Below are 12582 nucleotides of genomic sequence, written 5' to 3' on the forward strand. Positions count from 1 at the left end.
CCCACGAGGCTGCCCAGCCGCACAAAAGCTAGGCTCGTTGCACCGGATCGTCGACCGAGTGGAGGGTTGCTGTGGAACTCCCCCGTGTTGCGGCAGCGCGCCGCGAGGCCCATCTCGCGGCGGTCGCGGCGGCCGATACGCTCACGCCCGCCGACCGCTATCAAGAGCTCTTCGTCGCCGTGCAGATGGAACGTGTCTTCGACGACGGCAAGACCTTCGTGGATGCCGTACCTCGCGGCCGCCCGCTCGACATCCTCGAGCAGTACCGTGCCGACGTCCGACGCGAGGGGTTCGACCTCGGGGCGTTCGTCGCGAAGCACTTCGCCCCTCCTGCCGCTGCGTCGAGCGAGTACATCGCCGCGCCCGGGAGGTCGCTCGCGGAACATATCGACGATCTCTGGCCGGTGCTCACGAGGGAGCCGACGTCGCATCCGCCGGCGAGTTCGGTGCTGGCACTGCCCGAGCCGTACGTCGTGCCCGGCGGCCGGTTCCGCGAGATCTACTACTGGGACTCGTACTTCACCATGCTCGGGCTCGCCGAGAGCGGCCGCTTCGACCTCGTGCGTTCGATGGTGGAGGACTTCGCGTTCCTGATCGACACCTACGGTCACGTGCCGAACGGCAACCGAACGTACTACCTCGGCCGCTCCCAACCGCCGGTGTTCGTGCTGATGGTCGAACTCCTCGCCGAGCACGGCATCGGCGAGACGGCGGAGTTCCTTCCGCAGCTGATGCTCGAACACCGCTGGTGGACCGAGGGCTCCGACCGGCTTCGACCCGGCGAGGTGCGCAACCACTGCGTGCGCCTCGAAGACGGCAGCCTGCTCAACCGGTACTGGGATCGCAGCGACGCCCCGCGTGAGGAGATGTACCTGGCCGACGTGCTCACAGCGCAGGGGTCGAGACGGCCGAGCCACGAGGTCTACCGAGAACTTCGCGCCTGTGCAGCCTCGGGCTGGGACTTCTCCTCGCGCTGGTGCGCCGACCCGAGCGACCTCTCGAGCATCCGCACCACGAAGATCGTGCCGGTCGATCTCAACGGCCTGCTGCTGCAGCTCGAGGCCGTGATCGCACGGCAGAGCGACGCGGCGGGCGATCATGGCACGGCGCAGCACTACCGCACGCTCGCCGAGCACCGTCGCACGGCGATCGACCGCTGGTTGTGGAATGACGACGCGGGCGCCTATCTCGACTTCGACTGGGAGCTGGCCGCCCCGCGTGAGCCGCTGACGACGGCCACGGTCATGCCGCTCTTCGTGGGTGCGGCAAGCCCCATGCAGGCCGATCGCGTCGCCGTTGCGCTGCGCGATCGCCTGCTCCGCCCGGGCGGCATCGGCACCAGCGAACACGAGAGCGGCGAGCAGTGGGACAAGCCGAACGGATGGGCCCCGTTGCAGTGCCTCGCGATCGCGGGCCTGCGACGATACGGGCACACCGACTTCGCGAACGAGATCACCGAGCGATGGCTGCAGACGGTGGGCGCGCTCTACCGCCGCGAGACGAAGCTCGTCGAGAAGTACACGCTCGTGCCCGACCCCGACCAGACCTTCGGCGGCGGCGGCGGCGAGTACCCGCTGCAAGACGGCTTCGGCTGGACCAACGGCGTGACGCGCCATCTGCTGCGCGGTCGTACGGTAGACGGATGATCCGCAGACGCGTGCTCGTGCACGGCATCGTGCAGGGCGTGGGGTTCCGCTTCTCCGCGCGCCGCGAGGCCGAACGACTCGGCGTCGCCGGGTGGGTGCGCAATCGACGGGGCGGCGTGGTCGAGGCCGAGGTCGAGGGCGAAGAGGCATCCGTCGCCGCGATGCTCGACTGGCTCGCGACCGGCCCGCCCGGCGCGATCGTCGAGCGCACGGATGTCTCGGCGCGCGAGCCGAGCGGTGAGCGCGGGTTCCGCATCGCCGAGTGAGCCCCCAGCAGTTCTGCACGCACTCGCCACCGAAACGGGTCGAACTCACCGAAATGGGTCGAAGTGGGGAGTTCTCCCGATGCGCCGCCGAGCGGTCGTTGATAGGTTTCGGATATGGATCGACCCATCACCCCACGGCCCAGCGGCGGTCAGCCGAGCGGCTGATGTCCGAGCGCGTGCTCGTAGTCGGCGGCGGCGTCGCCGGGTTCGGCGCGGCCCGAGCACTGTCGCTGCGCGGCGTGCCGTACACGCTGGTCGAACGTCTGGAGACGCCGCCGCCGACATCCGTTCTCGGCATCAACCTGCCGGGCAATGCGGTTCGGGCGCTCGACGCGCTCGGGGTGGGTGACGAAGCCGTGCGATCCGGTCGGCCGATCGTACGGCGGGAGTACCGAACGTCGTCCGGCCGGCTCCTGTTCGATGTCGACGAGCGTGACTTCTGGAAGGGCGTCGCCTCGTCCGTCTGCCTCCGCCGCTCGACGTTGCTCGATCTTCTTCGGGCCGGAACGGACCCGGCGACGGTGCGCTGGGGCAACCCTCTTGTCCGTGCTGAATCCGCCGGTGCCACCGTCCGAGTCCGGCTCGGCAACGGCGCGGCCGAAGCGTTCGGGTTCGTCGTCGGCGCTGACGGCGTGCACTCGACGACGCGAGGGGCGGTGACCGGCGAGGCGGGCCTGCAACCGTCCCGCATGTCGTCCGCGAGCTGGCGATTCCAAGCACCGAACCCGGGGGTGGCCTGCTGGACGGCCTGGACAGGCCGAGACGGAACATTCCTCTTGATTCCGATCGACGACAAGCATGTCTACGGCTACGCCTCGACCACTCGGCGCGGCGCCGCGATTGACAACCCCGACTGGTTGGCGAACACGTCACGGGCCTTCCCCGCTCCGGTCCGCGATGCGGTCGATGCAGCCCTGACTCATCCGGGCCGGCCCTATCATTCGCCCGTCGAGGTGGTGCGCGCGGAGCGTTGGAGCCTCGGTCGCATCGCGCTGATCGGCGACGCCGCCCACTCCATGGGGCCGGTCTGGGCGCAGGGCGCCGGCCTTGCGCTCGAGGACGCCCTGGTGCTCGCCGGGCTGCTCGCCGAGCGTTCCGATTGGACGGTCGTCGGCGCCGAGTTCGAGCGGCTCCGCCGCCCTCGCGTCGAACTCGTCGAGGCGGCGACCGAGAGATTGTCCCGTCTCGCCGGCCTTCCGATCTGGCTTCGCAACCTGGTCGGGCCCGTGCTCGGTCCGCGCACGTACCAGGAGGCCTACGGCCCCCTGCGCGCACCGCTCTCGTCGACCGTCTGAGACGCTGACGGCACGCCGGCACGCGGAGCCCCGCACCTCCGCGACATCCGAAAGACACAGAACGGGCCCGCCGCGAATGCGACGGACCCGTTCACGAGAGCGTGGCTCAGATGGCGTTGACGTCCAGCGGGATACCGGGGCCGAACGTGGTCGACACGGCGCCCTTCTGGATGTAGCGGCCCTTCGAGCTCGACGGCTTCAGACGCAGCACCTCTTCGAGGGCGGCGTTGGCGTTCTCCTCGAGCTGCTCCTTCGTGAAGGAGGCCTTGCCGACGACGAAGTGCACGTTGGCGTGCTTGTCGACGCGGAACTCGATCTTGCCGCCCTTGATGTCGGAGACGGCCTGGCCGACGTTGGGGGTCACGGTGCCGGTCTTCGGGTTCGGCATGAGACCGCGGGGGCCGAGCACCTTGCCGAGACGGCCGACCTGGCCCATGAGCTCGGGGGTCGAGACCGCCGAGTCGAACGCGGTGTAGCCACCGGCGACCTTCTCGATGAGCTCGGCGCCGCCGACCTCGTCGGCGCCCGCCGCGATCGCGGCCTCGGCCGCAGGGCCGGTCGCGAACACGATGACGCGGGCGGTCTTGCCGGTGCCGTGCGGGAGGATGACGGTGCCGCGCACCATCTGGTCTGCCTTGCGGGGGTCGACGCCGAGCTTCAGGGCGACCTCGATGGTCGAGTCGAACTTCGCCGAGCCGGTCTCCTTCGCGATGCCGACGGCCTCGCTCGGGGTGTAGAACTTGCCGTCTTCGATCTTCTCGGCCGCGGCGCGGTAGGCCTTGGACTTCTGTGCCATGTTGTTTCTCCTTGAGAGAGTGTGGTCATCTGCGCCTGGCGGGCGCTGCCACTGATGCTGAGTGTCTGGTGAGCGGATGCCGCGTGGCATCCGTCGGGCCTATTCGACCGTGATGCCCATCGAGCGAGCGGTGCCCGCGATGATCTTCGACGCTGCGTCGAGGTCGTTCGCGTTCAGGTCGACCATCTTCGACTCGGCGATCTCGCGCACCTGTGCCTGGGTCAGCTTGCCGACCTTGGTGGTGTGCGGCACGCCGGAACCCTTGGCGACGCCGGCAGCCTTCTTGATGAGCTCGGCGGCGGGCGGGGTCTTCAGGATGAAGGTGAACGAACGGTCTTCGTAGACCGTGATCTCAACGGGGATGACGTTGCCGCGCTGGGCTTCGGTCGCCGCGTTGTAGGCCTTGCAGAACTCCATGATGTTCACGCCGTGCTGACCCAGGGCCGGGCCGATGGGCGGGGCCGGGTTCGCGGCGCCGGCCTTGATCTGAAGCTTGATCAGACCGGTGACCTTCTTCTTCGGTGCCATGATTTCTCTCTTTCTGTTCGAACGCCCCGGTTGCCGGGGCACTCTCCCGCACCCCCGGCCGTTCCGGGAGGCGGTGATCTGGTGTCTTGCGTCGGAAACGCCTGAACAAGCACGTGCCTGACGCAGCACAACCCTCCGAGTGTACCGGAGGGCCGCTGCGTGCTGTCTGGGTGGTGCCTAGAGCTTGGTGACCTGGTCGAAGCTGAGCTCGACCGGGGTCTCGCGCTCGAAGAGCGAGACGAGCACGATGAGCTTGCCGCTCTCGGGCTTGATCTCGCTGATCGTGCCTGGCAGGCCCGCGAACGAGCCGTCCTTGATGGTGATCGTCTCGCCGACCTCGAAGTCGACCTCGGCGGGGATCGCACGGGCTGCGCCGGTGGCGGCGCCCGCCTTCGCGCCCTTCACTGGGGCGACATCCTTGATCTCGACGAGGCTCTTCAGCATGCCGAAGGCCTCTTCGAAGCGAAGGGGGGTCGGGTTGTGCGCGTTGCCGACGAAGCCGGTCACGCCCGGGGTGTGGCGGATGACCGACCACGAGTCCTCGTTGAGGTCCATGCGCACGAGCACGTAGCCGGGGATGCGGACGCGCGTGACCATCTTGCGCTGGCCGTTCTTGATCTCGACGACGTCTTCCATCGGCACTTCGACCTGGTAGACGTAGTCGGCCATGGCCATCGACTCACGGCGCTGTTCGATGTTCGCCTTCACGCGGCGCTCGAAGCCCGCGTAGGAGTGGATGACGTACCACTTGCCGGGGAGGAAACGAAGCTCGGCGCGGAACTCCGCGTACGGGTCGGTCTCTTCTTCGTCTTCTTCGATGACGGCTTCGGCAGCGGCCTCGGCCTCGTCGGCCGAGTCGATGTCGAGAGCGTCGTCGACCACGGCGTCGGCCTCGGGGTCGTTCGACTCGGCGATCGCGTCGAGCACCGCATCGAGATCGACCTCTTCGCCGTCGTCGACGACGTGCACGGCACGGTGCTCGGCCGCTTCGACCGCGTGCTCGTCGTGCTCGAGCACCTTGCCCGTCTGCGCCTCGTCGTCTTCGGCCGACTGCTCGGCAGCCGTGGCCCAGTCGACGTCGTCGCGCTCAGTCCTTGACACTTCTTCTCAATTCCTTTTCTCCGGTGCGCCAGCGGCGAACCGGATCCGTCGAACCCGAAGGCCCGATCAGACCCCCGGTGTTCCGAAGACGTACAGCACTGCCACGCTGAACACCTGGTCGAACACCCACACGATCGCCATCATGATGATGACGAACACGAGCACGACAGTCGTGAAACTGATGAGCTCTTTGCGGGTCGGCGTGACGACCTTCTTCAGTTCGGCGATGACCTGCCGGATGAACAGGGCGACGCGCGAAAAGGGGTTCCGACGCGATGCGCGTTCGCGCTTCGCGTTGGCGACGACGTCTTCACTCGGTTCGTCGATTACTTTGCGTGCCACCTCGTACACCTTTCATGGGCCGGCAATCGCTGCCGGCTCGCAGGGCGGACAGGACTCGAACCTGCAACCTGCGGTTTTGGAGACCGCTGCTCTACCAATTGAGCCACCGCCCTATGGATCGCCCCGGGCGACCGGGACTCTTCCACCGGTTGCCGAGCGCCACGATTCTTCACGTTTCTCACCAGGTGATGGCCCGAAAATAGGCGCAGAGAATCTTGGCTGACTTCAGCAACCTCACCAAGTGTATGCGACGCCGAAGGCAGAGTAAAGCCGAGCGGATGCCCCGGCGCGCGGCGGCAGTCCGACACATCCGTGCACCCTTCCTCCACGGCCCGATCGGCATAGATTGGGCGTATGACCATCGACCGCGCGTCGCGCCTCGTCCCCGAGCCGCGCAGCAGCGCGGACGTCACCGGGGAGCATTCGCAGTTCCGCCTCGACCTCGAGCGCATCAGGTTCTCGCCGTACTTCTCGCGCCTCTCCGCCGTCACCCAGGTGATCGCACAGCCGGGGGCCGGCCCCCTCATCCACAACCGGCTCACGCACTCGATCAAGGTCACCGCGGTCGCGCGGGCGATCGCGGTGAAGCTGTCGGATGCCGCGTCGCCGGCCCGTGACTTCGCACTCGAGCACGGCTGCGATGCCGTCGTCGTGCAGGCCGCCGCGAGCGCCCACGACCTCGGGCACCCGCCCTTCGGCCACCTCGGCGAGCGCGTGCTCGACCGCCTCTCACGCGAGACCCTCGGGCTCGTCGACGGCTTCGAGGGCAATGCGCAGAGCTACCGGATCCTCACGGCCCTCGACGTGAGCGCGGCCGCGCCGCTCGGGCTCAACCTCACGGCCGCCGTGCGTACGGCCGTCGCGAAGTATCCGTGGACGCGATACGTCGACGCGGCGTCGCTGGGCACCGGGCCGCTGCCGCGCGGGCTGCGGCGCACCGAGCAGGGCATCGAGGTCGTGAAGTACTCGGCCTACGGCATCGATGCCCTCGATCTCGAGCAGGCGCGATCCGGGCTTCCGCCCATGCAGCAGTCGCTCGAGTGCTCGATCATGGACATCGCCGACGACGTCGCCTACTCGATCCACGATGTCGACGACTTCTACCGCGCCGGCGTGCTCAGCCAGGGCGCCGTCGCGCGGGAGTTCCGCGGCTGGGCGATGACCGGGTCGAAGCTCCGCGCGCTCGACGGCGCGGCCCTCACCGCGCGCACGGCCCCGCCCGGCAGCGCCCTCGAGTCGCTGCGCCGCAAGTTCGCTCGCGACGACCCGTGGGTCGCCGACGACGACGCCTTCGCCGAGGCCGTCGCCGTCGTGGCCGACGACCTCGTCGACGGACTGCTCGCGACGCCCTTCGACGGATCGATCGCCTCGGAGCGGGCGCTCTCGTCGTTCACGAATCGCTGGATCAGCCACCTGCAGTCGTCAGTCGTGCCTGCGCCGCACGACGTCGCGCGCTCGGGCCTCGTGACCCTCGACCGCCGCGCCTGGCACGAGGTCGAGATCCTGAAGTTCGTGCACCGGCACTTCATCCTCGACCGGGCCGACATCGTCATGTACCAGCGCGGGCTCAGCCGGGTGCTCGCGCGCGCCGTCAAGGGGCTCACCGCGTGGGCGACCGACGAGCACGATCGCGACCGCGTGCCGCAGCGGCTGAAGGAACTCGTGGAGATCGCGACCGACGGATACGCGTCGCTCCGCGACGGTCGCCCCGACGGCGTCCCGATCCCCGCGGCCGGCGATGTGCGCCGTCTCGGAGTCGGCCGCGGGGTGATCGACTACGTCGCCTCGCTCTCCGACGATCAGGCCCTCGCGGTGTCGGAGGCGCTCGACGGCCGCCCCGACCGGCTCTGGGACATCGGCCAGAACCTCTGAACGAAACGGGGCCGTGCGGATGCCGCGTGGCATCTGCACGGCCCCGAAGCCGTTACTCGGTGTCAGGCCGAAGCGCCTGCGCGACGACGGTAGACGAGCACCGCACCGGCTGCGAGCAGCAGTGCACCGCCGACGAGCGGCAGGGTCGCGTCGAAGCCGGTCTCGGCGAGGGCGGGCCCGGCCGCGCCGGCACCCGTGGCGGGCGCTGCGAGGACGTTGATCTTCACGATCGCGTCGGCGTAGTTCTGCGCCTCCTCGCTGCTGCCGATCGCGTAGGTCACCGTGACCAGGTGCTCGCCGGGCGTGAGCGCGGCGAGCGTCTCAACCGACAGCGGCACGGTGAGGAGCCCGGTGTTGTCGGTCTGGTACACGCCGACGGGAACGGGAGTCGAGTACGCGTACACGTTGAAGAAGGTGAACGCCGCCCATGCGCCGGCGCCTTCCCATGCCTCGCCCATGTCGACGGAGAGCTGACCGGCAGTGCCCTGCGTGAACGTGCCGCCGTCATAGATCGTGCCCTGGTACTCGTTCTCGATGTACTCGGCGAGCGCGGTGGAGTCGGCGAAGGGAGCTGCGCCGAGCTCCGGTGCGGCCTCGGGCTGACCGAAGAGGGTCAGCTGCGAGCCCCACTTGATGCTGTACAGGTTGCCGGTCGCACCGCTATTGACGAAGACGCCGTAGCCGAGCAGCGTGATGTCGTCGGCGGCGGGGTTCGCACCCTCGATCGCGGCGAGCAGGTTCTCGAGGGTGTCGGTGGCGTTCGCGGCGTATGCGGTTCCGGCGATCGCCTTGCTCGTCGTCCACTGCTGGCCGAGGTCGGCATAGCTCTGGACCGGATCCGCCGGACGTAGGGTCGTGTACTGCTGTGCGCCGGCAGCGTCGTCGTAGAAGAGCGGGATCTGGAAGTAGGCGTTGCTCGCGCTCCACTGGATGCCGCCGGCGATCAGGTCGCGCAGGTCGCCGTTGTCGGCGTCCTCGTCGAAGCCGTTGAGGACCTGCACCTTGCCGGCGAGGTCGAGTCCCCAATCGCCGTCGGTGGCGTCGGCGAACGAACCCCCCGCTGCGGCGCCGTCGTGCCAGCCGACGTACGTCGATTCATCGGGGCGGATGTCGGCGGCCGCGACGTACTCGGCCACCTCAGGGGAATCGAAGGCCTGCGCCGGCGCGGCGCCGACGAGTGCCAGGCCACCGCCCATCGCGATGGCGGCGCCGATGGCGGCGAATCTGGTCGTACGTCGTTCGAGGGCCATGAATGGGTCCTGTTCTGTGTGGGTCTTCGCTGAGGGCACGTGAAGTGCATGCAGACATGGATCGAGCCGCGCACACGGCGCAGCTCGATTCGGATGCATATGTTCACGATGAGACTATGCGGAGGACTCTCTCCGGAAACACCCCCCGTTCGGGCGACACGGGCTCGATCCATCGCGCCGAAGGGTCGGCGATGCCCCGGGCGCGCGTGCGGCGCGGGCCCGGGGCATCCGTCGGATCACCGACTGCGACTCAGCCGCAGGAGCGTGCGTCGTAGGCCGCGGTGAGGGTCGAGGTGACCGCAGCCCCGTTGAGCGTCGCGCTCACCTCGACGGTGGCCGTTCCCGCCGGCACGCTCGCCAGGCGCGTCGTGAACGAGTGCACCGCGTTCTTGCCCGCCGCCACGCTCGCGAACGACTTCTCACCGTGCGCGGTGGTCATCTCGAGCGAGACCGGCTCGTCTTCGCGGTTCGTCGCCTTGACGGTGACGTATGCCTTCGAGCCGACGCATCGCGTCTCGGCCACGACATCGACCTGTACCTCCGGCACGACCACCGCAGGCCCCGCAACGGCGAGCTCGCCGACGGTCGCCCACGGGTTCCCGTTCACCTCGCTCGTCGCGACGAGCTTGACGTATCGCGCCGTCGTCGGTCCGAAGGGAGCGAGCTGCGCGTCCGCGTTGTCGACGAAGGTGCCGCTCACCACCGGCTCGCCCCACGCGCCGTCGACAGTCGCGACCGTCGACGAGGTGTAGACCTCGTAGTTCGCGATACGACCGTTGGCCCCGCCGGTGCCGGTGCTCGACCGGCCCGTGTACCAGACGCCGCACACCGACTGTTCGGCGCCGAGGTCGACGACGATCGAGTGAGGGTACTGCGCCTCGGTCGGCGACCACTGCGAGTGCCAGTAGGTGGCGGGGTTGCCGTCGATCGCGGCGGCCGCCGGACCGTTCGGGGCGGGCTCGCCCGACGTCTGCTGGCTCGAGACCGCGGCGATCGCGCTCGGAGTGAGCTGCTCGGTGGTGCAGATCGCGTTCGTCGCCGCCGTCGCCCGCGCCACGACCGCTCCCGCGTCGTCGACGAGTTCGAAGACGAACTCGCCCGATCCCGTCGCCGCGGATGCGTTGTGCAGGGTGAACGCCGCCTCGACGCTCGCGCCCTGCGCGAGGTCGCCGACCTCGATCGAGCCGGGCTCGGCCGACCAGCCGGCCGGCGTCGCCGCGACGCGCACCGTGGCACCGGTGACATCCGCATCGGACGTGTTCGTCGCTGTCACGGTGACGGCGGTCTCGTCGCCCGGCGCCGCCGTGATCGCGGCCGGGGTGGCGTGCATCGCGACATCGCCCGTGATCTTCCACACCGTCTTGCCCCAGTCACCGGGTGTCTGCACGACGAGCCCGTCGGCGACCGTCTTCGGCGCCGCGTGCGAGACGGGCACGTCGACCAGGCCGGCCGAGACCGAGACGAACTGCTGGCTCGCGGCGTTCGCCACGGTGTAGCCGCCGTCGACCGCGCGCAGCTGCCACTTCTGCAGCGTCGTGTTCGCGCACGCGGCGAACTGGGCGCCGATGCCGATCTCGACCGGCACGCCGAGACGCATGGTGCCGTCGCGTGAGAGGTCGAGACAGCGCCCGTCGGGCGCGGTGACGGTGTAGTACCCGTCTGCGGTGGGCGCGAACGACAACTGCGCGGCGTCGTCGCCGAGGGCGAGCGCACCGGCAGCGTCGATGACCAGTGATCCCTCGCCGTCGGCGCCGGCCACCGTGAAGGCGCCGCCGGGAAGCGGCTGACGCTCGGCGCTCTCCCACAGCGGGGTGTGCCCGATGGTGTCCATCGCCGCTCGGAACGCGTCGAACGTCGCCCACGGGCGAGTGCCCGACCACGTCGACTGCGCGACGAAGCGCAGCGGTTCGAACATGCGCGCCTCGGTGGTGTTCTCGGCCTCGGCGGGGGTTCCGGCATCCGGCCAGATGCTCATGCGTGCGCCGCGAATCTGCTCGGTGCCGCTCGTGACCGTCTGACCGTAGAAGACCTCGGGGGTCCACGCCGAGTTGTAGAGGCCGCGGCTGTTCACGCCGTAGCCGCCGCGCACCATGTAGAGCGAGTTCGAGTTGTTGACGACCTCGTGTCCCCAGTCGAGGAACTGCTGCGGCCGCACCGAGGAGCCGGCCTGGTTCCAGTGCTCGACCACGATGTCGGGGTCGACCTGCTCGAACTGGTTCGTCGTCATGACGCCGTCGTTCCAGATGCGCAGCTCCTTGCCCGTCGACTTCACGTACTCGTCGATGCGGTTGATGTACCACGCGACGACGTCGTCTTCGGTCGCCCCGGCACCGAACTTCGCCTCGGCGAACTCGCGGATCTGCGGGTAGTTGGCGTAGCCCGAGCCGAGCATGTACTCGTCGGCGCCCATGTGCCAGCTGTCGGCGGTGAAGACCTCGGCGTACTCGTCGATGAGGTCGGTGTAGAACTCGAACGACTCGTCCTTGGTGATGTCCATGCGGACTTCGTCTTTCGCCCCGGTCGTGGGATTGGTCAACTGGAGCTCGGGCAGGTTCTCGAGCCAGATCTCCATGTGGCCGGGCGAGTTGATCTCGGGGATCACCTCGATGCCGTACGCCGCCGCCTTCTCGACGAGGGTGCGGATGTCGTCTTTCGTGTAGTACGACCAGGTGTTCGTCTCGGGGTACCCGTCGACCTTGACCTTGAGTTCGAGCATCAGGGTGTTGAGCTTGAGGAACGACATCTCCTCGATCAGCCGGTCGATGAACTCGGGCGAGATGTTGATGACGCACGCGCACACCGTGACGCCGCGCTCCTCGTACTCGGGCACGTCGATGAGCGATCCGCCGGGCAGTTCGCTCTGCTGGCCGAGCATCTGCAGCACGGTCCGGGTGCCGTAGAGCACGCCTGCGGGTTCGGCTGCGGTGACGGTGATCGTGTCGTCGACCACGAGTTCGTAGCCTTCGGTGCCGAGGTCGTCGCGCGACGCATCGAGCTGCAACTCGATGTCTCCGGATGCCGCAGCGCCCGAGCCGAGCGTCGTGCCCGGGTGGTCGACCGCGAGCTCGTCACGGAACAGTTCGGCGAGCTCGTCGATGCGCTCGCTCGTGCCATCGGTGACGACCGCGGGGTCGGCGTCGACCGTGAACACGCCCTCGGCCGGGGTCCAGCCCTCGATGGAGGGGATGACGTCGGGCAGCTCGACGGCCGCCGATGCCGGTGAGGCGTTCGTCAGGGTGCCTGCGAGGAGCAGGATGGTGAGCCCCGACGCGGCCAGCGCACCGAGCGCACCGCGTCGTCTGCCATGCAATGTGGTGTCCAAGATGGACCCTTCGTTCCGGCAACGAGGTCCAATCAACGACATCGTTGTGCGAGCAATTGTTTACGCAAACATAGAGAGGTCGCGGCGTATCCGTCAACCATATGACGGGGAAATCTCGGAACAGAGCGCACGAACCGTCGCTCGACGCGAAGTCGCGCTTGATA

The 12582-nt window shown here is 68.6% G+C and carries 10 protein-coding genes and 1 tRNA gene; 4 read left to right on the forward strand and 7 right to left on the reverse strand.

All coding sequences use genetic code 11. From position 1 onward, the window contains the following. The first annotated feature begins 71 nt into the window (after nt 1-71). From treF to FHG54_RS15820, 3 genes are read left to right on the forward strand one after another with little or no spacing between them, the layout of a single operon-like run. A complete protein-coding gene (gene treF, locus FHG54_RS15810) occupies nt 72-1646 on the forward strand; it encodes an alpha,alpha-trehalase TreF (protein ID WP_139418121.1) in 1575 nt (524 codons plus the stop codon). Then, a complete protein-coding gene (locus tag FHG54_RS15815) occupies nt 1643-1912 on the forward strand; it encodes an acylphosphatase (protein WP_139418123.1) in 270 nt (89 codons plus the stop codon). Before treF ends, FHG54_RS15815 begins: the two co-directional genes overlap by 4 nt. After that, a complete protein-coding gene (locus tag FHG54_RS15820; protein WP_210415443.1) occupies nt 1909-3207 on the forward strand; it encodes an FAD-dependent monooxygenase in 1299 nt (432 codons plus the stop codon). The genes FHG54_RS15815 and FHG54_RS15820 overlap by 4 nt, the downstream gene beginning before the upstream one ends. A 106-nt stretch (nt 3208-3313) precedes the next feature. Here the strand turns inward: FHG54_RS15820 and rplA are convergent, their stop codons facing one another. From rplA to FHG54_RS15845, 5 genes are all read right to left on the reverse strand, one after another. After that, entirely contained in the window at nt 3314-4003 is a 690-nt protein-coding gene (rplA, locus tag FHG54_RS15825) for a 50S ribosomal protein L1 (protein ID WP_139418125.1), read from the reverse strand. Nucleotides 4004-4102: 99 nt separating this feature from the next. Next, nucleotides 4103-4531 (reverse strand): 50S ribosomal protein L11, encoded by a 429-nt coding sequence (gene rplK / locus FHG54_RS15830; protein ID WP_022891467.1) that lies wholly within the window; start codon nt 4529-4531, stop codon nt 4103-4105. Nucleotides 4532-4708: 177 nt separating this feature from the next. Then, the gene (nusG, locus tag FHG54_RS15835) at nt 4709-5632 is read right to left on the reverse strand and encodes a transcription termination/antitermination protein NusG (RefSeq protein ID WP_139418127.1); all 924 of its coding nucleotides are present in this window, start codon (nt 5630-5632) and stop codon (nt 4709-4711) included. Between the two features lie 66 nt (nt 5633-5698). After that, nucleotides 5699-5974 carry a preprotein translocase subunit SecE gene (gene secE, locus FHG54_RS15840; protein ID WP_139418128.1) on the reverse strand — a complete coding sequence of 92 codons (276 nt, stop codon included), beginning with the start codon at nt 5972-5974 and terminating at the stop codon, nt 5699-5701. Nucleotides 5975-6014: 40 nt separating this feature from the next. Next, nucleotides 6015-6087, reverse strand: a tRNA-Trp gene (locus FHG54_RS15845). Nucleotides 6088-6328: 241 nt separating this feature from the next. On the opposite strand from FHG54_RS15845, the gene dgt reads away from it, so the two are divergent. After that, nucleotides 6329-7846, forward strand: coding sequence for a dGTP triphosphohydrolase (gene dgt / locus FHG54_RS15850; RefSeq protein ID WP_139418129.1), 1518 nt, complete (start codon nt 6329-6331; stop codon nt 7844-7846). 62 nt (nt 7847-7908) lie between these two features. Here the strand turns inward: dgt and FHG54_RS15855 are convergent, their stop codons facing one another. Together FHG54_RS15855 and FHG54_RS15860 are read right to left on the reverse strand one after the other, a co-directional pair. Continuing rightward, complete coding sequence (locus FHG54_RS15855; protein WP_168197212.1) at nt 7909-9096, reverse strand: LPXTG cell wall anchor domain-containing protein; 1188 nt, start codon at nt 9094-9096, stop codon at nt 7909-7911. A 250-nt stretch (nt 9097-9346) separates the two neighbouring features. Further along, complete coding sequence (locus tag FHG54_RS15860; protein WP_168197213.1) at nt 9347-12418, reverse strand: family 20 glycosylhydrolase; 3072 nt, start codon at nt 12416-12418, stop codon at nt 9347-9349. Nucleotides 12419-12582: the final 164 nt, after the last annotated feature.

The sequence above is a fragment of the Agromyces laixinhei genome (assembly GCF_006337065.1).
Lineage (GTDB): Bacteria > Actinomycetota > Actinomycetes > Actinomycetales > Microbacteriaceae > Agromyces > Agromyces laixinhei.

Excerpts from the sequence above, each read along its gene's own strand:
- FHG54_RS15815 (WP_139418123.1), top strand. The coding sequence starts at position 1,643 with ATGATCCGCAGACGCGTGCTCGTGCACGGCATCGTGCAGGGCGTGGGG.
- rplA (WP_139418125.1), bottom strand. The coding sequence starts at position 4,003 with ATGGCACAGAAGTCCAAGGCCTACCGCGCCGCGGCCGAGAAGATCGAA.
- rplK (WP_022891467.1), bottom strand. The coding sequence starts at position 4,531 with ATGGCACCGAAGAAGAAGGTCACCGGTCTGATCAAGCTTCAGATCAAG.
- dgt (WP_139418129.1), top strand. The coding sequence starts at position 6,329 with ATGACCATCGACCGCGCGTCGCGCCTCGTCCCCGAGCCGCGCAGCAGC.
- FHG54_RS15855 (WP_168197212.1), bottom strand. The coding sequence starts at position 9,096 with ATGGCCCTCGAACGACGTACGACCAGATTCGCCGCCATCGGCGCCGCC.